Source organism: Pseudomonas sp. GW822-FHT02E03 (assembly GCF_058802325.1).
This window is the reverse complement of the sequence record NZ_JBXAOA010000013.1, coordinates 124,703-147,460: the sequence shown is the minus strand read 5'-3', so window position 1 is coordinate 147,460 and position 22,758 is coordinate 124,703. Positions and strand designations below refer to the sequence as shown.

Below are 22,758 nucleotides of genomic sequence, written 5' to 3'. Positions count from 1 at the left end.
GCCTCTAGGGACGCTCCGCGTCCAGTGACGCGGAGCGTCACGGGCTGCATTCCCACGCAGAGCGTGGGAACGATCAAGCGCAGAGCGTGGGAACGATCACCCGCGCCTGCAAACTCAAATGCGCCCGCTCCCCCGGTGCCAGGCACAGGCTGTCGGTGCCGCCACTGGCCGCTTCCACACAAACAAACTCTAAAACTTCGTTCCAGCTCACGCCCAGCAACGGCCGCGAGCCCGGATGCCAGACCACCGTGTCTGCATGATCGCCGGTGTCGATACACAATTGCCGCTGCCAGGCGTGGTCCTTGAGCTGCAATTCGCCGTCATGCTGGAACACTCGCTGACAACCGCCATCAACCCGCAACTCGCCTTCCTGCTGGCAAACCTGGCGACTCAACTGGTCGTAACCTTGCGCGCCATCGAGCCCAGACAGCGCTACCTCACCCACGTCACCAATACGCCAATAGGCGTGCAACGCCTGGCTCAACTGGCACGGCATGTCGTCTTGATGCTCGGTGCTCAGGTGCAAATCCATGCGTTCGCCCAGATGCGCGTGCAAGTCCACTTGCCAGTCGCACAGCTGTAACTGCCAGTGCAGGTGCACGCCATCGTCATCACTGCTGCTGTCGAGCAGTTTCCAGTCGAGCAAACGCGCCCAGCCATGGGACGGCCAGGCGTTTTCGCTCGGATGACGGCCGTACCACGGCCAGCACACCGGCACGCCGCCGCGAATCGCACCGACATGCGGCCACTTCGCCGCGCACCACAGCCAGGGTTTCTGCCCCTTTGGCTGGAAGTGCAGCAACTGCGCGCCCTGCCGGCTGAACACCGCCTGACACAGCGGATGATCGATCACCAACACATCGCGCATCTGATAGCGCTCCCACGCAAACACCGGACGTTCGCGCAAGGATTTGAAGAAGCGTTGTAGCGGATGCTCAAGCATGTGCCACGGTCCTGAAAATCATTTTTCTACCTGATCGTTCCCACGCTCTGCGTGGGAATGCATCCCGTGACGCTCTGCGTCACATACGATGGACGCAGAGCGTCCAGAGCGGCGTTACCACGCAGAGCGTGGGAACGATCTGTCCAAGGGGTGCGCTGCCCCCAAAAAAAAGCGGACAGCCATGGCCGTCCGCAAAAATGCGCACATAGAGAGGAGCTTATCGCAACAGCGTCAGAACACCGACTGAATTTTCAGACCGGCCACCAGAGCGTTGTCGACTTCATCCACACCGCCCGGGTGAGTGATGTATTGCAGGTTAGGACGGACGGTCAGCCAGTTGGTAACGTGGAAACCGTAGTTGATCTCGTAGTTGTACTCGGTGGAACGCAGGGGCGAAAACAGCGGATCGTTGTAGTCGCTGACACCATTGGCGGCGTTGACCAACTCGGCGTTTTTCTTCACATCTTCGTTGACATGGATACGGGCAAAACCGATCCCGACATCATCTTTAGGGCGCGCATCGAACGGGCCTTTGTACACGAACATCAGCGACTGGTAGTTGTCGACGATGTTGGTGTCCTTGTCGTGGAAAGTGGCGTTGGCCGCGATGTTCAGACCACGTGAAGCATCACCGTTATGCGTGGTGAGTTGTTGCTGCGCCACGAACCAGTAGCCGTGCTTGCTATCGTGACTGCGATAGGCATTACCGCTGGTTGCCGCATCGTCGCCGTTGTCGTCTTTACGCACGTCATCGGCGTTGGCAGTGCTCTTGTAGTAACCGACACGGTATTCGCCCGGCAGGTTGTTGACCTTCGGCGACCAGACCAATTCAACCGGCAAGACGGTGCCCTCGGTACCACTGCCGCTGAGCTTGAAGCCGTTACCGTGCTCAAGTTGCGACGGGTTCTGGTTGTACGCGCCGATCTGCGCATAGAACTCGGGCGTGATGTTGTACTTCACGCGAACCGCTGCCTGCATGACCGGCCAGTTGTACCAGATGTTGGTCGCCCAGTTACCCACTTGGGAACCGCAGAACGCCAGGTTCTGGAACTCGCAAGGGAAGGTGTTGAAGTCTTCGCCTTCGCCGAAGTAACCGGCCTTGACGTCCAGTTTACCGTCGAGGAACTGGTGCTTGATCCACAATTGGGTCAGACGGACCATATGGCCACGGCCGTAGACTTCCTGGGAGGAACTCAAGGTGCCGGCACGCGGGTCGCCGACACGGTCATTAGAGATGTTCTCACCGTTACGGTTGGTGAGCTGGATCTTCGCCTGGGTGTTATCCCAGCCCCACAGTTTTTCCAGGTCCAGCGCCACGCCCAAGCCAAACTGGTCGGCGTAACGTGCCGTCTTGTCGTCGTTGTAGCCGCCATGCAGGTTGGCGCCCACTTCACCAACGTAGTCGGCCTTGATGTCGATACCTTGCTCGATCAGCCTGGTCCGCTCGCCGCCCCAATCCCCGGTCATCCACTGCGAGTCGGCACTGAACGCGTCAGCCGCGTGTGCGCTACCGGCCATCGTCATCATCGCAAGCGCTGACAATTGGCAGATAAGCTGAGCGTTGTTCTTCTTCTTCATCCCTACATCCTCGTCTTTATTGTTATTAACTGTTTTTATCTAACGCGGTTTACAACGGTTGTGACGGATGGCGTGCATCCGCCACAAATCCCCCAATGGGAGCGGGCTTTTGTGGGAGCTGGCTTGCCTGCGATGGCATCAACTCGATTCAACGTTGAACCGAGTCGCTTGTATCGCGGGCAAGCCCGGCTCCCACACAACCCCATTCCCACATTTGATTATTCAGCGGCCTTTGAATTGGGCTACGTTGGCGCTGTGAGCTTCGGTTTTCGGCAGGCCGGCCACCCCCAGGCGTTCACCGGTCTTGGCATCGAACAACAGCACTTTCGATGGATCGAATTGCAGGGTCAGGGTCTCGCCCACGGCCGGCGCGACGTCCGGTGCCAGGCGGCAGCAGACTTTGGTGTCGTTGAGGTTGACGAACACCAGGGTGTCGGGACCGGTCGGTTCGGTGACCTGCACTTCGGCGCGAATGGTCGGCAAACCATTCGGCTCGCTGCCCGCCAGCACGATCTGCTCCGGGCGCATGCCGAGGATCACTTCGCGGTCTTCGAGCCCGGCGTCCTGCATGCCCAGCGGCAATTCGCAGCGCGCCTGACCGCTGTCGAGCAGCGCCACCAGACGACCGTCCTTACGCTGCAAACGCAGCGGGATGAAGTTCATCGGCGGCGAACCGATGAAGCTCGCCACGAACAGGTTGGCCGGGTTGTTGTAGATGTCTTTCGGCGTGCCGAACTGCTGAATGATCCCGTCCTTCATCACCGCCACTTTGTCGCCCAGGGTCATGGCTTCGATCTGGTCGTGGGTCACGTAGACCGTGGTGGTTTTCAGACGCTGGTGCATCAGTTTCATTTCGGTGCGCATCTCGACCCGCAGCTTGGCGTCGAGGTTGGACAGCGGTTCGTCGAACAGGTAAATCTTCGGCCGCCGTGCCAGCGCCCGGCCCATCGCCACGCGCTGTTGTTGACCGCCGGAAAGCTGACCCGGTTTGCGGCTGAGCAGGTGTTCGATTTGCAGCAGCTTGGCTACGCGAGCGACTTCTTCGTCGATTTCGGCGGTGGGCATTTTGCGAATCTTCAAGCCGAACGCGATGTTGTCCCGCACGCTCATGGTCGGGTACAGCGCGTAGGACTGGAACACCATGGCAATGTCGCGATCTTTCGGGCTCATGCCGCTGATGTCGGCGTCGTCCACCAGAATCGCGCCGCCGCTGATGTTTTCCAGACCCGCGATGCAGTTCATCAGCGTGGACTTACCACAGCCCGATGGACCGACCAGGATCAGGAACTCACCGTCATTGATCTTCAGTTCGATGTTTTTCAGGGTGTCCGGCAAACCGGCACCGTAAGTCTTGTTGACGTTGCGTAATTCGAGAGTTGCCATGTTCTACCCCTTGACCGCGCCGGACGTCAGCCCACGCAGGAAATACTTGCCAGCGAATATGTAGACCAGCAGTGTCGGCAGCCCGGCGATCATCGCGGCGGCCATATCAACGTTGTATTCCTTGGCCCCGGTGCTGGTGTTGACCAGGTTGTTCAGGGCCACGGTAATCGGCTGGGCATCGCCACTGGCGAAGACCACGCCGAACAGGAAGTCATTCCAGATTTGAGTGAACTGCCAGATCAGGCAGACCATCACGATCGGGATCGACATCGGCAGCAGGATCTTCCAGAAAATCGTGAAGAAGCCCGCGCCATCCAGCCGCGCTGCCTTGACCAGCGCATCCGGAATGCTCACGTAGTAGTTGCGGAAGAACAGCGTGGTGAACGCCAGGCCGTAGACCACGTGCACCAGCACCAGGCCCGTGGTGGTGTTGGCCAGGCCGATCTTGCCGAGGGTGAACGAGGCTGGCAGCAGCACGGTCTGGAACGGCAGGAAGCAACCGAACAACAACAGGCCGAAGAACAGTTGCGATCCACGGAAGCGCCACATCGACAGCACGTAACCGTTCATGGCACCGATGAACGTAGAGATCAGTACCGCCGGCACGGTGATTTTCACCGAGTTCCAGAAGTAACTGCCGACACTGTCCCAGGCCTTGATCCAGCCGATGCCATCAATCACTTGCGGCAGGCTCAACAGGTTGCCGGTGCGGATGTCTTCCGGGGATTTGAAACTGGTCAGCAGCATCACCACCAGCGGGATCAAATAGATCGCCGCGGCCAGCAACAGAGTTGCGTAGATCGCGATGCGGCTAAAGCTGATGCCCGGTTTGCCAAGTTGATTACTCATGGCGTTTGCCTCGCAATTCGGAGTACAGGTACGGCACCAGAATCGCCAGGATCGCGCCGAGCATCATCATGGCGCTCGCCGAACCAATGCCCATCTGGCCACGGCTGAAAGTGAAGGAGTACATGAACATCGCCGGCAGGTCGGACGAGTAGCCCGGGCCACCCGCGGTCATCGCCGCCACCAGGTCGAAACTCTTGATCGCGATGTGCGCCAGGATCATGAAAGCGCTGAAGAACACCGGGCGCAGGCTCGGCAGTACGATCTTCAGGTAGATGGTCGGCAGGCTCGCACCGTCGACTTGCGCCGCGCGGATGATCGATTGATCGACGCCACGCAGGCCGGCCAGGAACATCGCCATCACAAACCCGGAGGCTTGCCACACAGCGGCGATCACCAGGCAATACACCACGCGATCCTGATCCACCAGCCAGTCGAGACGGAAGCCTTCCCAGCCCCAGTCACGCAGCATTTTGTCCAGACCCAGGCCTGGGTTGAGCAGCCATTTCCATGCGGTACCGGTAACGATCATCGAGAGCGCCATCGGGTACAGGTAAACGGTGCGGATGAAGCCTTCCTTGCGAATGCGCTGATCCAGCAGCACGGCGAGGAACACCCCCAGCACCAGGCTGATGCCGATGAACATGCCGCCGAACACCGCGAGGTTCTTGCTCGCGACCCACCAGCGATCGTTGTCCATCAGGCGGATGTATTGCTGCAGGCCGACCCACTTGTAGCTCGGCATGAAGCTGGAATTGGTGAAGGACAGAACAAATGTCCAGATGATGTAACCGTAAAAACCAACCAGGACGATCAGCATGCTTGGCGCCAAAACCAGCTTGGGAAGCCAGCGCTGCAATGCGTCGAACGGTGAGGCTTTGCTGAAAACCGCCACAGAGCTCATCGGGATAATCCAGGTGAAGAGGAATGAAATCGGCACGGCGATCCCTTGTGGGAGCGGGCTTCTGTGGGAGCTGGCTTGCCTGCGATGGCATCAACGCGGTTTGAAGTTAAACCGAATCGCCTGCATCGCGGGCAAGCCTGACTCCCACATAAACCCATTCCCACAGGGGTCACGCGGCGTCAGGGATTACTGGGCGGCTTTGACGGCCGACGCCAGTTGCGCGCTGGCCTTGGCCGGGTCAGCGTTCTTGTCGTTCATGAAGTTGGTGACCACATCGAAGATCGCGCCCTGCACGGCCAGGGACGTGGCCATGTTGTGCGCCATGCTCGGTTGCAGGCCGCCGGTCTTCTCGTCAGCCAGGAAGTCCTTGGCGGATGCTTGAGCGCAGGCATCGAAGCCCAGACCGCTCATGTCGTTGAGCATGTCGGTACGCACCGGGATCGAGCCTTTGTTGATGCTGAAGACTTTCTGGAAGTCTTTGCCCAGAGCGACCTTGGCCAGGTCTTGCTGGGCGGCGATGTCGCCTTTGCGATCGGCTTTGAGCTTGAACACAGCCATTGAGTCGATGTTGTAGGTGAAGGCTTTTTCGGTGCCCGGGAATGGCACGCACTGGTAGTCCTTGCCCGCGACTTTCTTCGCGGCGGTCCATTCGCTCTTGGCCCAGTCGCCCATCATCTGCATGCCGGCCTTGCCGTTGATGACGTCGGCGGCAGCGATGTTCCAGTCACGACCGGCGCGGTTCGGGTCCATGTAGCCGGTGACTTTTTTCAACTCGGTAAAGGCCTTGGCCATCTCGGGGCCTGAGAGGGTTTTCTGGTCCAGGTCGACCAGGGCTTTCTTGTAACCATCTGCGCCCATGACCGAGAGCACCACGTCTTCAAACACGGTGCTGTCCTGCCACGGCTGGCCGCCGTGAGCGAGTGCGATGAAGCCGGCGGCTTTGAGCTTGTCGCCAGCGGCATAGAATTCTTCGAGGGTGGTTGGCGCTTTGTCGATCCCGGCTTTCTTGAAGACTTCCGGGTTGATCCACAGCCAGTTGACGCGGTGGATGTTCACCGGCACGGCGACGTAATCGCCTTCGTATTTCACGGTGTCGGAGACTTTCTTGATCAGCAGGTTATCCCAGCCTTCGGACTTGGAAACCTCTTTGAGGGTGTCGGTGCTGAGCAGGCCAGTGCTGCCCCACTCCTGGATGTCCGGCCCCTTGATCTGGGCAACGCCCGGCGGGTTACCGGCCACGGCGCGGCTTTTGAGTACGGTCATGGCCGTGGAGCCGCCACCGCCGGCAACTGCGCCGTCCTTCCAGGTGAAACCGTCTTTTTCGACTTGGGCCTTGAGCACATCGACGGCTGCTTTTTCACCACCAGACGTCCACCAGTGAACGACTTCCACCGAACCTTTGGCATCGGCGGCAAGGGCACTGACGGGGAATGCAGCAACAGGAAGCAGTGAAGCGAGAGAAATGACAGTAGCGAGGCGAGAAATCGCATTCATCTAGTAGTACCTTTCTTGTTGTTATGCATGCAAGTCTGGTGCTTGCGCTGCATAGGATTCTAAACAGGGTATGCCCCTTCGCAGGTAACGAAGGGACGCGCGAATGTCACCACATGGTTACATAGCTGGTTACACAGCAACGCTCTGGGACAACTGCGCCAGCGCAATGGCCATGCTCGGCGCCAGCGGCAGGCGCGGAATCAAAACGGCTTGCCAGGCGTGATAGAGGTCGGGTTTGCCGGCCCAGATATCGGCGCTCGGACGGTTCAGCGGATCGAGTTCATGGTGCCAACTGCCATCGCAACGGTCGATGAAATGACTGTCACAGAATTCCCAGAACAGTCGGTACCAGCGCTCGTATTGCTCATCACCGGTGCGTTTGAGCAGCGCACTGGCGGCGGCACTGGCTTCGGCGTGCGTCCAGTGCAGGCGATGACGAACCACTGCGCGATTGTCCCAGTCGAGGGTGTAGACAATCCCCGGCGCGCCGTCGACATCCCAACCGTGACGGCAATTGTGGTCGAAGAGTTTTTGCGCATCGGTTGCCAGCCAGCCCGGTGTAAGTATCCCGGCCTGCACCCGCGCCGCTTCAAGATGCAGCAACAGCCGCGCCCATTCAAAACCATGGCCCGGCGTGGTGCCGTAAGGGCGGAATCCGTCAGCCGGGTTGTCGTAGTTGTAGTCACGCAACGGCTGCCAGTCGCGGTCGAAATGCTCGACCACCAGATAGTCATTGACCGCGGCGTGATCATGAATGACGCGCTCGACGATACGCTGGGCGCGAATCAGCCAGCGGTTGTCCTCGGTGACATCGGCCAAGGCGAGAAAGGCTTCGGTGGCGTGCATGTTGCTGTTGGCGCCGCGATAGGCTTCCTCGACGCTCCAGTCGCGGTTAAAGGACTCGCGCATGGCGCCCTCCTCCTCGCTCCAGAAATGACTGTCGATGATGTGGATTGCATCGTCCAGCAGCGCTTGTGCGCCGGGGCGCTGGGCGACCACTGCAGAACTCGCGGCCAACGCCACGAAGGCATGCAAGTAAGCGGCTTTGCCGGTATTGCCGTCGCGGTGTTCGGGCGTGGCGAACCAGCCACCGTGTTCGGCATCACGCAGCGGCCCGCTGAGAGCCTGGATGCCGTGATCCACCAGCTCGGCGAAACCCGGCAGGCCCTGGATGTGGGCCATGGCGAAGCTGTGGGTCATACGCGCGGTGTTCATGGTTTCGGCTTGCGCGTTGGCCGCCAGGCGACCCTTTTCATCGAGATTGCCGAAGCCTTCGGCAAGCTTTGCAGCCTTGGCGAATGCCAGCAGGCGCAGGCCTTCGGCGGCGAGCCATTGCTGATGGGCAGGTGCATTCAGCCAACTGCTGAAGGCAGGTTGGAAGGTGTCCATGGGAAGACCTTTTTTGTTGTTATGACTGGGGGCAGTCTAAACAACGGGCGTTGGCGGGCAGGTAACGAAGGGGGCGAGTTATGTCACCGAGTTGTGACATTTGCCTTGAGGGATGTATTGAAGGGACTGACGCCTTCGCGAGCAAGCCCGCTCCCACAGTGGTTCTGCGTCGTACACAAATCCAATGTGGGAGCGGGCTTGCTCGCGAAGAACGATAACGCGGTGCCGCTAATCAACACTACGCGGCAACTGCAACGTCACACGCAACCCGCCTTCACGCAGGTTTTGCAGGCTGACTTCACCGCCATGGCTATGGGCAATGTTGCGCGCAATCCCCAGCCCCAAGCCATAACCCTGCTGCTGTCCGGCCAAGCGGAAGTGCGGTTCGAACACCTGCTCCAGACGCTGCTCCGGCACGCCCGGCCCTTCATCGTCGACATGCAGGACAAACGCGCTCTCATCGTCATCGATATGCAGATGCGCGTTCTGCCCATATTTCAAGGCGTTGTCGATCAGGTTGCCGATGCAACGCTTGAGCGCCAGTGGCTTGCCGGGATACGGCGCCAACGCCCGGCCATGCTGAGTCACGCGGCCATTGCCGTTGGGCGCCAGATACGGTTCCACCAGGCAGTCGAGCACATGATTGAGATCCACCGGCTCGATGTTCTCGTGGATGTCGGTGTCTTTCACGCATTGCAACGCGCCCTTTACCAGCAACTCCAGCTCATCCAGATCACGGCCGAACTTGGCTTGCAGTTTTTCGTCTTCAAGCAATTCCACCCGCAATCGCAGCCGGGTAATCGGCGTGCGCAAGTCATGGGAAATTGCGCTGAACAACTGGCTGCGTTCAGTCAGGTAACGGCTGATGCGCTCACGCATCGCGTTGAAGGCGCGACCCACTTCCACCACTTCACTGCCGCCACCCTCGGCCACCGGTTCGACTTCAGCCCCCAGAGACATGTCCCGCGCAGCCCGGGCCAATCGCTTGAGCGGTCGACTCTGCCAGTGCACCAACAGGCCGATGAACAGCAGCAGGAAACCGCTGGTGAGCACGATGAACCAGACCTGCTGCGCCGGCAGGCCTTGTTCCTCAAGACTGGTGTAGGGCTCGGGCAACAGGGAGGCGATGTACAGCCATTCCCCCGGTGCCATCTGGATTTGCGTGACCAGCACCGGCGGGTTCACCGGCTCCAGGGTCAACGCGTAATGCGCCCAGGAGCGCGGCAACTCATCGAGTTTCAGGCCGCCGTTGAAAATCCGCAGGTCTTCGGGGCTGACGAAGGTCACCGAGATATCGGTGTCCTGGCCCAACGACTGGCGCAGCACTTCGTCCACTGCTCTGAGCACCGCCTCTTTGCGCGGGGTGATCGGCAGCACTTCCATGCCCAAGGGTTTGTCGTTGAGCGTCACCACAAACCGGGTGCCGCCCATGCTGCGTAACTGATCGAGCACCAGCGGCCTGAACGCCACCGGCAACGAACGGAAATAACTGACGCTGGCCGTCATCGAATGGGCCAGGCTGCGGGCACTGGTGACCAGGCCTTCGAGCTGCGTGGCGCGCAATTGCGACACCCAGATGACGCTCGACAACGCCTGGGCGAACAGTACCGCCAGCAGGGTCAGCAGCAACATGCGCCCGAGCAGCGAGCGCGGTACCGGCACCCGCCCGGCGAGCTTGCGCAGGAACTCAGTGGCCATTGCCGGCAACCACATTGGCGGCCAGTTGGTAGCCGCTGCCCCGCACGGTACGGATCAGCCGTGGCGGTTTTTCGGTGTCGCGCAGGCGCTGGCGCAAACGGCTGACTGCCATGTCGACGATGCGATCGAGCGGCATCAGGTCACGGCCACGGGTGGCGTTGCCGATGGTGTCGCGATCGAGGATTTCCTGAGGGTGATCGAGGAACAGTTTCAGCAGCGCGAAATCGGCGCCCGAGAGAATCACTTCCTCGCCGTCGATATGGAACAGCCGATGGCTGACCATGTCCAGCCGCCAGTCATCGAAGGCCAGCACTTCACTGCCGGAACGCTCCTGACCGAACTGCGCGCGGCGCAACAAGGCTTTGATGCGCGCCTGCAATTCACGGGGGCTGAAGGGTTTGCCGAGGTAGTCGTCTGCGCCCAGTTCCAGGCCGATGACGCGGTCGGCCTCGTCGGAACTGGCGGTGAGCATGATGATCGGCACATGGGCCTGACGCGGGTGCTGGCGGATCCAGCGGCAGAGGCTGAAGCCATCTTCGTCCGGCAGCATCACGTCGAGAATCACCAGATCGCTCGGTGCCTCGTTCAAGGCCTGACGAAAGCCTGCACCATCGGGCGTGGTACGGACCTGGAAACCGGCGCGGGTCAGGTAGGTGTCCAGCAACTCGCGTATCTCTTGATCGTCATCGACCAACAAAATCGACTTGTTGACTGAGCTCACGGGGCGGCGTCCTTGTTGTTTGTGTTGTGGAGGATTATGCCTTAAGCACCGAATCTACAAACACTGCAGAACTACTGTGGGAGCGGGCTTGCTCGCGAAGGGGCCATCACATTCAACATCTTGGTTGACTGATAGACCGCTTTCGCGAGCAAGCCCGCTCCCACATTTGATTGCATTTCAGGCTGGAATGGATTGCTCCAGCGCCACACCCGCACCAACAAGGCCGGAATACGGCGCCGTCACCAGCCACACCGGAATGCCTTTGAAGTAATCGCTCATGCAACCCTTGTCGGCAAAACAGCGGGCGAAACCGCTTTCGATGAAGAAATCGGCAAACCGTGGAATCACCCCGCCGACGATGTACACACCACCCCGTGCACCGGTGGTCAGCACATTGTTGCCAGCCACGCGACCGAGCCAGCAGCAGAACTGCTCGAGCACTTCCAGGGCAATCGGATCGCCCGCCAGCCCGGCCTTTGTGATCGCCTCAGGCGTGTCGAGCACAGGCGTGTGACCGTCCACCGCGCAGATCGCCCGGTAGACCCGCGGCAAACCACTGCCACTCAATGCCGTTTCAGCGCTGACATGGCCGATCTCATTGAATATGTGTTGCCACAGTTGGGTTTCTCGCGGGCTGCTCAGTGGCAGGTCGACGTGACCGCCCTCCCCCGGCAGCGGGGCAAAACGGCCCTCGCCCAGATCGAGCAAGGTGCCCACGCCCAGGCCAGTGCCAGGACCGATCACCACCGCCGGCCGCAACGGTTCCGGCGTGCCTTCGCAGACCACCCGAAATTCACCCGGTTGCAAGCGGGTCATGCCCAGCGCCATCGCCGAGAAATCGTTGACCAGCAGCAGTTGATCCACCTGCAAGGTCTTGCAGAACCCCTGGCGACTGAGTCGCCAGTGATTGTTGGTGAATTTGAATTCATCGCCACTCACCGGACCCGCCACCGACAGGCACACCGAACCGATCGAACCCGGCGCCAGACCGAGGCCGCTCAGGTAGAGCGCAATGGCCTCCTCCGGGCTGGCGTGGTCTGCCGTCGCCAGCACCTGGACCGATTCCAGCTGCTGGTTTTTCCACAACGCGAAACGTGCGTTGGTGCCACCGATGTCACCGACCAGAGCCAGTTTCAATTAAGCGTCTCCAGGGCAGAAGTAAAGGCGCTGGCGCCTTGCTCTGCGGAGCTGAAGGCCATGCGCATGAAACCAAACAGTTCGCGACCGCTGCCAATGTTGTTGCCCAACAGACCCTTGGCAGGTTCGCGCGCTGCGAATTCTTCGGCGTCCACCTTAAGCTCCAGGGTGCCTTTGACGCCATCGACGCGGATGATATCGCCCTCTTGCACCCGCGCCAAAGCGCCGCCCACATAAGCTTCGGGGCTGACGTGAATCGCCGCCGGGATTTTCCCCGAGGCGCCGGACATACGCCCGTCAGTCACCAACGCGACTTTGAAGCCGCGATCCTGCAACACGCCGAGGAACGGCGTCATCTTGTGCAGCTCCGGCATGCCATTGGAACGCGGCCCCTGGAAGCGCATCACCGCGACAAAATCCTTCTCGAGCAAACCGGCCTTGAATGCATCGGCCAGGTCCTGCTGATCCTGGAACACCATGGCCGGTGCTTCGACGACCTGGTTTTCCAAAGCGACCGCCGAGACCTTCATTACGCCACGGCCGAGGTTGCCTTCCATTACGCGCAAGCCCCCCTCTGGCGAGAATGCGCGAGCGACCGGACGCAGGATGGTTTCGTCGAGGCTTTCGATCGGGCCTTCGCGCCAGACCAGCTCGCCGTTTTCGAGGAACGGTTCCATGGTGTAGCGGCTCAGGCCGTGGCCCAGCACCGTGTTGACGTTTTCGTGAAGCAAGCCGGCTTCCAGCAGTTCGCGGATCAGGAACGACATGCCGCCCGCCGCCTGGAAGTGGTTGATGTCGGCTTTGCCGTTCGGGTACACGTGGCTCAGGGTCGGCACCACCTCGGAGAGGTCGGCCATGTCCTGCCAGGTCAACTGAATGCCCGCGGCCATCGCGATAGCCGGCATGTGCAGGGTGTGGTTGGTCGAGCCGCCGGTGGCGTGCAGGGCCACGATGGAGTTGACCAGCGAACACTCGTCGACGATTTCGCCGATCGGCATGAAGTCGCCGCTCTGCTTGGTCAAGCGGGTGACCTGGTGCGCCGCTTCGCGGGTCAGGGCATCGCGCAACGGGGTGTTCGGGTTGACGAAAGAGGCGCCCGGCAAGTGCAGGCCCATGACTTCCATCAGCAACTGGTTGGTGTTGGCGGTGCCGTAGAAGGTGCAGGTGCCAGGGCTGTGGTAGGACTTCATCTCCGATTCCAGCAGCTCTTCGCGCGTCGCCTTGCCTTCGGCGTAGCGCTGACGCACATCGGCTTTCTGCTTGTTGGAGATGCCCGACACCATCGGCCCGCCCGGCACGAAGATCGTTGGCAGATGACCGAACCGCAGCGCGCCCATCATCAGGCCCGGCACGATCTTGTCGCAGATGCCGAGCATCAACGCGCCGTCGAACATGTTGTGGGACAGCGCCACAGCAGTGGACAACGCGATCACTTCGCGGCTCGGCAGGCTCAGTTCCATGCCCGGCTCGCCTTGGGTCACGCCATCGCACATCGCGGGGGTGCCACCGGCGAACTGGCCGACGGAGCCGATTTCGCGCAGGGCTTTTTTGATCTGTTCCGGGAAGACTTCGTACGGCTGGTGCGCCGAGAGCATGTCGTTATATGACGAAACAATCGCGATGTTCGCGGAGTTCATCATCCGCAGGCTGTGCTTGTCGTCGCTGCCACACCCGGCTACGCCATGGGCGAAGTTGGCGCATTGCAGCTTGCCGCGCATCGGGCCGTCGCTGGCGGCGCCGCGGATCAATGCAAGGTAAGCCTCACGCGTGGTGCGGCTGCGGGCGATAAGCCGTTCGGTGACCTCAAGGACGCGGGGATGCATGTGTAGAACTCCAGGCTAACGGATGTGGCGACCTGATTGTCTATGCTGACCAAGTACCGCTGTGATCGGGGTGACAGACGGTTTTCTTGATCATTCGGACCAGTTGATTCAGGTCACTCGTTGTAGATAAAACAAAATATTGCCACTAAAAAGGCTTGTTTTCTATTTTTTTGCGAATAATCTTGTAATTCCAACAACAAAACGACGGCGGCGCTGTAAATGACTCTTCGAATTGCAATCAATGGTTTTGGCCGTATTGGCCGTAATGTCCTGCGCGCACTGTATACCCAAGGCTATCGTCAGGATCTGCAGATCGTAGCGATCAACGACCTGGGCGACAGCTCGATGAATGCTCATCTGCTCAAGTACGACACCGTTCACGGCACATTCGATGCCGATGTCCAGCACGATCAGGAAAGCCTGACCGTCAACGGCGACCGTATTTCGGTCAGCGCCATTCGCAACCCGGCCGAACTGCCTTGGGCCGCGGAAAAGGTCGACGTCGTGTTCGAATGCACCGGTCTGTTCACCGACCGTGCCAAAGCCGCCGCGCATATTACGGCCGGCGCGCGCAAAGTGATTATCTCGGCCCCGGCCAAAGGCGCCGACGCCACCGTGGTTTATGGGGTTAACCACGACATTCTGCGCCAATCGCACCAGATCATTTCCAACGCCTCGTGCACCACCAACTGCCTGGCCCCGGTGGCCCAGGTGCTGCACCGCGAGCTGGGCATCGAAAGCGGTCTGATGACCACCATCCATGCCTACACCAACGACCAGAACCTGACCGACGTCTATCACACCGACCCGTACCGCGCCCGTTCCGCCACCCAGAACATGATCCCGAGCAAGACCGGCGCCGCTGAAGCGGTCGGCCTGGTGCTGCCGGAACTGGCGGGCAAACTGACCGGCATGGCGGTGCGTGTTCCGGTGATCAACGTGTCGCTGGTGGACCTGACCGTGCAGCTCAAGCGTGAAGCGTCGGCCGATGAAGTCAACGCGATGCTCAAACAAGCCAGCCAGCACTCGAAAATTCTCGGCTACAACACCCTGCCGCTGGTTTCCAGCGACTTCAACCACAACCCGCTGTCGTCGATTTTCGACGCCAACCACACCAAGTCCAGCGGCAAGCTGCTCAAAGTGCTGGCCTGGTACGACAACGAGTGGGGCTTCTCCAACCGCATGCTCGATAACTGCCTGGCGCTCTGCAACGCTGAATAAACAGCTGTGTCGACGCAGCCCCTACGCGGCGCATTACGCCTGGGAGAAGCAAGCGATGATCGGTATCAGCTTTACGCAAAAAACCTTGGCGGCGCGCAAGCGTATCGCCCTGGTTGCCCACGATCACTGCAAAGTATTTTTGCTGGATTGGGCCGAGCGGCAGAAAGACAAGCTCGCACAGCATGAACTGGTCGCCACCGGCACGACGGGGTTGTTGTTGCAACAACGCCTCGACCTGCCGGTGGAAAGCATGATCAGCGGTCCGCTGGGCGGCGACCAGCAACTCGGCGCGCGAATCGCCGAGCAGCGGGTCGACATGCTGGTGTTCTTCTGGGACCCGTTCGAACCGCAACCCCACGACCCGGATATCAAGGCGCTGCTGCGAGTCGCGGCGGTGTGGAACATCCCGGTGGCCTGCAACGAGTGCAGCGCCGATTACCTGCTCAGTAGTCCGTTGATGGATCAGGCTCACGAACACCGCATCCCGGATTACGCAACCTATCTGCTGGGGCGTGGGTAAAGCGTCACAAATCAGCACTTGACCATTCGAGCGGATGATAAGCATTATCATTTGCTCGAAATGGATCAGGTTCTCCCGTGAGTCAATCGCGCTTCAATCACATCTTCATCGCCCAGCGCGTTTCGCTGCTGCGCACGCTGGAGCGGATGGTCAACAATCACAGCACCGCCGAAGACCTCTTGCAGGAAACCTACCTGCGCGTCACCCGAGCGCTCAGCGAGCGGGCCATCGATCACCTTGAACCCTTCGTATTCCAGACCGCCCGCAACCTGGCGCTGGACCATTTGCGCGCGCGACGCATCCAGTCCCGCACGATGCTCGACGACGTGCCGCTGGACGTGGTGCAAAGCGTCGCCTCACCCGTCAGTAGCGCCGAAGATGCCGCTCATGCCGAACAGTTGCTCGAACGCTTGAACGTGAGCCTCAGTGAACTCAGCCCTCGTCAGCAGCAGATTTTCATCCTCAGTCGCCTGCACGGGCACAGTTATCTGGAAATTGCCGAGAAGCTTGGCGTGTCGTTGAGCACCGTGCAAAAGGAGCTGAAGCTGATCATGGCGATCTGCATCGGTATCGCACAGCGGCTAAACGGCGACTGAGGCGGCAGATTTTCACGCGCAGGCTTTGCTACTCTTGCCCCACTTCGAGCTTCACTAAAAAACAGCCGTGCACAGACACTGCCGAGGAAACACCGTGACGGACACCCATCGCTCCCCTCCGCCCTCCCCGGCGCGGGACTCCGCCAGCGCAATGGACCAGGCGCTGGACTGGCTCATCGTGTTGGGCAGTCCGAGCGAAGAACAGACCCGACAATTCCATGACTGGCTCGACGCCGACCCGTTGCATGCCGAGGCGTTTGCCAAGGCGCAGGCGATCTGGGACGGCCCGCAGGTTACGCAATGCGCGCAAAACCTGGCCGCCCAGCCGCCGAAAGTGACCGTCCTGTCGCGTCTTCGTCCGCACTGGAGACCGCTGGCCACGGCAGCAGTGCTGATTCTCGGGTTGTTCAGTTTCAGCAATCTGCCGATGCGCCTTCAGGCAGATCATCTGACCGTGATCGGTGAACGCCAGCGCCTGCAACTGGAGGACGGCTCGAAAGTCCTGCTGAACACCAATTCGGCGTTTTCCAGCACCATCAACGATCAGCAGCGCGTGGCCCGTTTGTATCAGGGCGAGGCGTTTTTCGAAGTGCCGGCCAATCGCGCTGAGCCGCTGGAGATCGACGCCGGGCCGGTCAAGGCCAGCGTGCGCGATACCGCGTTTGCCGTGCGCTATCTGGACGGCGTGGCCCAGGTTCGGGTGCAGCGTGGCGATGTCGATTTGCGCGCCACGCGTAACGACGCGCGCGTGCGACTCTCTGCCGGCGAAAGTATCCGCATCGGCCCCAACGGTTTCGACCGTCCGGCCAGGCTCGATGCGGCCACCGATCTGGCTTGGGTCCAGGGCCGACTGGTGTTCGAGAACTGCCCGCTGAGCCAGGTGCTGGCGGAACTGCGGCGCTACTATCCGGGCTGGATCATCAACACCAACGAGCAGTTGGCCGATGTTGCCGTCACCGGTAATTACCGGCTTGACCAGCCACTGGACGTGGTCCGTTCCCTCGCGCACATCACCTCGGCACGACTCCAGGAATTCCCTGCGCTGGTGATCTTGAACTAAATGAGAATTATTTTTACTCGATAGCCGAAGCTCGTTCGTCTCGTTATAGCCAATGCAATTGATTCGCATCTCGCGATGCCGATCAGCACCTATAAAGATTCGTGCGACACGGAGCGCTATCGATGTCCTCTCGCCTTACCCGCCAGTCCTCTTCACCTTCACGCGTATTGTCCCTGCTGACCGCCGCCATCCTGATGGCCGGCAGCGCACCGCTCATGGCCGCCACCGCCGAGCAACCGAGCCGCAACATGGGCGACTATTCGTTCGCGATTGCCCAGCAGCCACTGGTGTCGGCGCTCAATGCGTTTACCGCCGTCACCGGATGGCAAGTCGGCTTGCCGGCCGAGCTGGCTGAAGGCGTGGCCTCGCCGGGGGTGCGGGGTTCGTTGCCGCCGGAAAAAGCCCTGGATCGCCTGTTGGTGGGGACCAACCTGAGCTATCGCAAACTGGGCAATAACAACATCGTGCTGGAAAAACGCAGCAACAGCGGCGCCCTCAATCTGCAACAGGTGACCATCAGCGCCACCCGGCAGGAACAGGACGTGGCCAGCGTGCCGAGCACCGTCACCGTCCATACCCGCGAAGAGCTGGACCGCAACAACGTCAATAGCATCAAGGATCTGGTGCGTTACGAGCCCGGCGTTTCGGTAGGGGGTGCCGGTCAGCGCAGCGGCCTCACCGGCTACAACATCCGCGGTATCGACGGTGACCGCGTGTTGACTCAGGTCGATGGGGTGCAAGTGCCCGACGGTTTCTTCAACGGCCCATATGCCCAGACCAACCGCAACTATGTCGACCCGGAAATCGTCAAGCGTGTGGAAATCCTCCGCGGCCCGGCTTCGGTGCTATACGGCAGCAGCGCCATCGGCGGCGCGGTCAGTTACTACACCCTGGACCCGGACGACATCATCAAACCCGGCAAGGACGTCGGCGCGCGCCTGAAGACTGGCTACAGTTCGGCCGATGACAGTTGGCTGACCTCCGGCACCGCGGCCGGCCGCACCGGCGAGTTCGACGGCCTGCTGCACCTGAGCCAGCGCAATGGCCATGAAACAGAGTCCTATGGCGAAACCGGCGGCACCGGCCTGAACCGCTCCAGGGCCAACCCCGAGGACGTGCGCACCACCAACGTGCTGGCCAAACTGGGCTGGAACTACGCCGACGACTCGCGCTTCGGGCTGACTTACGAGCACTACAAGGATGACCGCGACACCAACCAGCTGAGCGCGGTGGGCGGCCCGTTCAACGCGGGACGCGGTTTCGGTTTCTATAAATCGCGTACCGGCAACGACACCATCACCCGTGAGCGGTTCGGCCTGGAGCACAGCTTCGGCCTGGACAGCGCCTTGGCCGATCACATCAAGTGGACGCTGAACTACCAGATCGCCAAGACCGACCAGAGCACCGAAGAAATCTACGCGCCGTCGCGCACAGTGCTGCGCACCCGCGAAACCACCTACAAGGATCGCCAATGGGTGTTCGATGCCCAGGCCGACAAGTCGTTCGCCATCGCCGACACCGACCACCGAGTTACCTATGGCACCACCCTCAAACAGAGCAAAGTCACCGGCCTGCGTACCGGCAGCGGCACTTGCCTGACCGTGGCCGGCAGCTGCCGCACCATCGGTGCCGCCAGCGCCACCGACACCCTGAAACCGGCCAGCGATTTCCCGGATCCGACCATCAACACCTACAGCCTGTTCGCCCAGGATGAGATCAGCTGGAACAACTGGACCTTCCTGCCCGGCGCACGCTACGACTACACCCAGCTCAAGCCGCACATCACCGATGAGTTCCTGGTCACCGCCGACCAGAGCGGTAACGGCGTGGTCAGCGACGACACCAAGACCTGGCATCGGCTGTCACCCAAATTCGGCACCACCTACAGCTTCAACGACCACTACACCTGGTATGGCCAGTACGCCGAAGGCTTCCGTACGCCGACCGCCAAAGCCTTGTATGGTCGCTTCGAAAACCTGTCTGGCGGCTATCAGGTCGAGCCCAATCCCGACCTGAAACCGGAAAAGAGCAAGAGCTATGAAACCGGCCTGCGTGGCCAGTTCGAGGCGGGCACCTTCGATGTGGCGGTGTTCTACAACAAATACCGCGACTTCATCGACGAAAACGCCATCACCCCCGGTTACACCGAAACCACGTTCCAGAGCAACAACATCAAGCACGCTACCATCAAGGGTCTGGAGCTCAAGGGTCGTCTGAACCTGGACAGCTTCGGCGCGCCGACCGGCCTCTATACCCAAGGCTCGGTGGCCTACCTGCACGGTCGCAACGATGACAGCGGCCAGCCGCTTAACAGCATCAACCCGCTGACCGGTGTGTTCGGTCTGGGTTATGACCAGGACAACTACGGTGGCCTGTTGAGCTGGACCCTGGTCAAACGCAAGACCCGGGTCGACAGCACCAGCTTCAACACTCCGGACGGCACCAGCACCCAGTTCAAAACCCCCGGCTATGGCGTGCTCGACCTGGCGGGTTTCTACAAGGTGACCGACGATCTGACCCTCAACGCTGGCCTGTACAACCTCACCGACAAGAAGTACTGGCAGTGGGATGACGTGCGCGGTTACGACAGCGTCGGCGAAGCTTCGGTGACGCAACCGGCCAACCTTGATCGCCTGACCCAACCGGGTCGCAACTTCGCGGTCAATCTGGTCTGGGACATCTGACCCAGTGCCCTCCCCGTGTTCTTTTCACAGGAGCGCGGGGATTTTTTTACTGTCCGGCGCCGTCCCGTTCGTCTCGTTACCAAGCGCCTCTTTTTCTCAAGGACTTCTCATGACTTCCCAGGACACTGCTCAACGCCCTGCTTTGCGTTCGCAACGTTTGAACCAGATCACGAACGAGCCACACAGCAAACTCGATGCGTTGGTCAAAGCCCACGCACCGTTCGAAACCCAGGCCAACTTCGCGCGTTTCGTAGTCGCGCAGTACTTGTTCCAGTCAGAACTGGTGTCGCTGTACAACGATGCACAACTGACGGCCATCGTTGCGGACTTGCCGACTCGTTGCCGTGCTGAAGCGGCCAAGGCTGACCTGGCAGATCTGGAGACCGACGTGCCGGAGCCGGTTGCCGGTGCCGTGAATAATCCGACAAAAGCCCAGGCCCTGGGCTGGCTCTTCGTGTCCGAAGGCTCGAAGCTCGGTGCGGCTTTCCTGATCAAGCGTGCGGTGGGTCTGGGGTTGAGCGAAACCTTTGGCGCTCGTCATCTCGCCGAACCGGCCGGTGGCCGCGCTGAGGGCTGGAAAAGCTTCGTCAGGACTCTCGACGCACTGGAATTCAACGTTCAAGAAGAAGCCGAAGTGGAGAAAGGCGCCATCGATGCGTTCAACCGCTTTACCGTATTGCTGGAACAGGCCTACTCGACCACAGCCGAACCTGCCTGAAACCAGACCGATATCCTGTGGGAGCGGGCTTGCCCGCGATGACGGTAGGTCAGGCAACATCCATGTCGACTGATACACCGCAATCGCAGGCAAGCCCGCTCCCACAGGGACTGAGTAAGCCTGCAAGAATTCGATCTTGCCTTCGAAGCATACCCTTGAGCCCGATGCCTCACCCAACCACCTCAAAACTCACCCGACTGCTTTTCGGTCTACTGGCCTACCTCAGCCTGGGCATAGGCCTGATCGCCATCGTCATCCCCGGCCTGCCGACCACCGAGTTCATCCTGCTGGCCGCCTGGGCCGCCACCAAGAGTTCGCCACGCCTGAGTGCCTGGCTGGAAAACCATCGGCTGTTCGGGCCGATCCTGTGCAACTGGCGCAACGGCAAAATCATCGCTCGTCGAGCCAAGGTTAGTGCCACTGTCAGCATGCTGCTGTGCGCGGGGTTGATGCTGGTGATGCTTGATCACGGCTGGCCAATTTACCTGGCAATTGCAGGCATGAGTCTGGGCAATCTGTGGTTGTGGTCGCGACCGGAATCGTTGCCGAAAATCTCCTGAATTCTTGTTCTTTTCAGGGCATTTTCCTGCGCAAACGTTTACCTGCTGCCGTTCGTCGGCTTGCATTCATACAACCTCCGCCCACGCCGATGCGCATTGAATGGCGCTGAATGGATTTGGCGACTCGGGTCGACTTCGGCTCACAGCCAACAGCTCATCCATTCACGAGATCGCCCTATGTTCGACTCTCTGTCCATCCGCCTGAAAATCGTCTTGCTGTCCGGTCTGTGCCTGCTTGGCGTGGTCGTTTTGATCGTCGGCATGAACATCTACCAGACCAATCAGAACGATGAACTGGTCAGCGCCTCCAGCAGCAAGATGCTCACTACCAGCGTGCAGAACCTGCTCCAGGCCAAGGCCGCCGAGCAAGCGGTGCGGGTGCAGAAGACATTTGGCGAAAGCCTGCTGGTGGCGACTGCCCTGGCCGATCAGATCAAGGACATGCGGGCCATGGCCAGCAAACGCTCCCTTGAGGCCGGTGCCGTGCGCGAAGAGTTGAACCAGAGCCTGAAAACCGCCTTCGAGCGCAACAGCAAGGTGCTGGGGATCTGGCTGGCGTTCGAGCCCAACGGGCTTGATGGCAAGGACAGTGAGTTCGCCAATGATGCGGCTCGCCAGTCCAACGAAGCCGGTCGTTTCGCCAGTTACTGGAGCCGTGCCGGCGGCGCCGGGATCAACACGATCATGGTCGAAGACGACATGACCAAAACCACCCTGAGCCTCAGCGGTACGCCTTACAACAGCTGGTACACCTGCCCTCGCGATAGCAAGCGCACCTGCCTGCTGGATCCGTATGCCGATACCGTCGGCGGCAAAGAAATGCTGATGACCACCATTTCCGTACCGCTGCTGGTGGACGGCAAATCCATCGGCGTGGTCGGTGTGGACATCGCACTCGACGCCCTGCAAGCCGCCGCGGTCGACTCCCAACGTGACCTGTTCAACAGCGCCGGGCACATGCTGATCGTCTCTGGCAGCGGTGTACTGGCCGGCTACAGTGTCGACGCGAGCAAGGTCGGCAAAAGCATCGGCCAGACCCTGGGCGCAGACGGCAAGGACATCCTGCAACTGCTCAGCGGCGGCATGCCGAAGATCCTCGAACAGGGCGACCTGATCCGTGCGGTTTATCCGGTCAGTCCGATCAGCGATTCCAAAGCCTGGGGCGTGGTGATCGACCTGCCGAAACACGTGCTGTTGGCCGACTCGGTGAAGCTGCAGGCGGTGCTCGATGACGCCCAGCAAACTGGCACGATCAAAGCGGTGCTGGTGGCTGTCGCTGCCGGTCTGGCCGGTCTGTTGCTGATCTGGCTCACCGCGTCCGGCGTGACCCGGCCGATCAACAGCGTGGCCGAAATGCTCAAGGCAATTGCCAGCGGCGACGGTGACCTGACCCAACGCCTGCACTACAGCAAGAAAGATGAACTGGGCGAACTGGTCAGCTGGTTCAACCGCTTCCTCGACAAGCTGCAACCGACCATCGCGC

General features: G+C 60.5%; 18 protein-coding genes and 1 pseudogene. 8 read left to right on the top strand and 11 right to left on the bottom strand.

What is annotated here, in order from left to right; translation table 11 throughout:
* Nucleotides 1-73: 73 nt before the first annotated feature.
* The 11 genes from AC1RQB_RS12805 to edd all read right to left on the bottom strand — a co-directional run bounded on the left by AC1RQB_RS12805 (nucleotide 74) and on the right by edd (nucleotide 13,916).
* Complete coding sequence (locus AC1RQB_RS12805) at nucleotides 74-943, bottom strand: D-hexose-6-phosphate mutarotase (RefSeq protein WP_063341291.1); 870 nt, start codon at nucleotides 941-943, stop codon at nucleotides 74-76.
* Nucleotides 944-1,174: 231 nt separating this feature from the next.
* Nucleotides 1,175-2,521, bottom strand: a complete 1,347-nt coding sequence (locus AC1RQB_RS12800) for a carbohydrate porin (protein ID WP_063341292.1) — start codon at nucleotides 2,519-2,521, stop codon at nucleotides 1,175-1,177.
* A 222-nt stretch (nucleotides 2,522-2,743) separates the two neighbouring features.
* Nucleotides 2,744-3,904: an ABC transporter ATP-binding protein gene (locus AC1RQB_RS12795; protein WP_063341293.1), complete on the bottom strand. Its 1,161-nt coding sequence runs from the start codon at nucleotides 3,902-3,904 to the stop codon at nucleotides 2,744-2,746.
* A gap of 3 nt (nucleotides 3,905-3,907) precedes the next feature.
* On the bottom strand, nucleotides 3,908-4,753 hold the full coding sequence (locus tag AC1RQB_RS12790) for a carbohydrate ABC transporter permease (protein ID WP_008072956.1): 846 nt from the start codon (nucleotides 4,751-4,753) through the stop codon (nucleotides 3,908-3,910).
* A complete protein-coding gene (locus tag AC1RQB_RS12785; RefSeq protein ID WP_007902369.1) occupies nucleotides 4,746-5,654 on the bottom strand; it encodes a carbohydrate ABC transporter permease in 909 nt (302 codons plus the stop codon). Before AC1RQB_RS12785 ends, AC1RQB_RS12790 begins: the two co-directional genes overlap by 8 nt.
* A gap of 186 nt (nucleotides 5,655-5,840) precedes the next feature.
* Nucleotides 5,841-7,148: an ABC transporter substrate-binding protein gene (locus tag AC1RQB_RS12780; protein ID WP_063341294.1), complete on the bottom strand. Its 1,308-nt coding sequence runs from the start codon at nucleotides 7,146-7,148 to the stop codon at nucleotides 5,841-5,843.
* Between the two features lie 129 nt (nucleotides 7,149-7,277).
* Nucleotides 7,278-8,537, bottom strand: a complete 1,260-nt coding sequence (locus AC1RQB_RS12775; protein WP_063341295.1) for a D-mannose isomerase — start codon at nucleotides 8,535-8,537, stop codon at nucleotides 7,278-7,280.
* 228 nt (nucleotides 8,538-8,765) lie between these two features.
* Nucleotides 8,766-10,235 (bottom strand): ATP-binding protein, encoded by a 1,470-nt coding sequence (locus tag AC1RQB_RS12770; protein ID WP_063341296.1) that lies wholly within the window; start codon nucleotides 10,233-10,235, stop codon nucleotides 8,766-8,768.
* Complete coding sequence (locus AC1RQB_RS12765; protein WP_008072948.1) at nucleotides 10,225-10,956, bottom strand: response regulator; 732 nt, start codon at nucleotides 10,954-10,956, stop codon at nucleotides 10,225-10,227. Before AC1RQB_RS12765 ends, AC1RQB_RS12770 begins: the two co-directional genes overlap by 11 nt.
* Nucleotides 10,957-11,133: 177 nt before the next feature.
* Nucleotides 11,134-12,093 (bottom strand): glucokinase, encoded by a 960-nt coding sequence (locus tag AC1RQB_RS12760; RefSeq protein WP_063341297.1) that lies wholly within the window; start codon nucleotides 12,091-12,093, stop codon nucleotides 11,134-11,136.
* The gene (gene edd, locus AC1RQB_RS12755; RefSeq protein WP_063341298.1) at nucleotides 12,090-13,916 is read right to left on the bottom strand and encodes a phosphogluconate dehydratase; all 1,827 of its coding nucleotides are present in this window, start codon (nucleotides 13,914-13,916) and stop codon (nucleotides 12,090-12,092) included. The genes AC1RQB_RS12760 and edd overlap by 4 nt, the downstream gene beginning before the upstream one ends.
* A gap of 219 nt (nucleotides 13,917-14,135) precedes the next feature.
* Between edd and gap the strand changes: the two genes are divergently transcribed.
* The 8 genes and pseudogenes from gap to AC1RQB_RS12715 form a co-directional block, all read left to right on the top strand.
* Complete coding sequence (gene gap / locus AC1RQB_RS12750; RefSeq protein ID WP_008013978.1) at nucleotides 14,136-15,137, top strand: type I glyceraldehyde-3-phosphate dehydrogenase; 1,002 nt, start codon at nucleotides 14,136-14,138, stop codon at nucleotides 15,135-15,137.
* Nucleotides 15,138-15,192: 55 nt separating this feature from the next.
* Nucleotides 15,193-15,657: a methylglyoxal synthase gene (locus AC1RQB_RS12745; RefSeq protein WP_007903352.1), complete on the top strand. Its 465-nt coding sequence runs from the start codon at nucleotides 15,193-15,195 to the stop codon at nucleotides 15,655-15,657.
* 77 nt (nucleotides 15,658-15,734) lie between these two features.
* Entirely contained in the window at nucleotides 15,735-16,253 is a 519-nt protein-coding gene (locus tag AC1RQB_RS12740) for an RNA polymerase sigma factor (RefSeq protein WP_063341299.1), read from the top strand.
* A gap of 94 nt (nucleotides 16,254-16,347) precedes the next feature.
* Nucleotides 16,348-17,313 carry a FecR family protein gene (locus tag AC1RQB_RS12735; protein WP_063341300.1) on the top strand — a complete coding sequence of 322 codons (966 nt, stop codon included), beginning with the start codon at nucleotides 16,348-16,350 and terminating at the stop codon, nucleotides 17,311-17,313.
* Between the two features lie 122 nt (nucleotides 17,314-17,435).
* Nucleotides 17,436-19,997, top strand: coding sequence for a TonB-dependent receptor (locus AC1RQB_RS12730; RefSeq protein WP_063341301.1), 2,562 nt, complete (start codon nucleotides 17,436-17,438; stop codon nucleotides 19,995-19,997).
* A gap of 109 nt (nucleotides 19,998-20,106) precedes the next feature.
* A complete protein-coding gene (locus AC1RQB_RS12725; protein WP_063341302.1) occupies nucleotides 20,107-20,715 on the top strand; it encodes a biliverdin-producing heme oxygenase in 609 nt (202 codons plus the stop codon).
* A gap of 164 nt (nucleotides 20,716-20,879) precedes the next feature.
* Entirely contained in the window at nucleotides 20,880-21,275 is a 396-nt protein-coding gene (locus AC1RQB_RS12720) for a YbaN family protein (RefSeq protein WP_063341303.1), read from the top strand.
* A gap of 177 nt (nucleotides 21,276-21,452) precedes the next feature.
* Nucleotides 21,453-22,733 (top strand): annotated as a pseudogene (locus AC1RQB_RS12715) (methyl-accepting chemotaxis protein); the annotation flags it as partial.
* Nucleotides 22,734-22,758 lie beyond the last annotated feature (25 nt).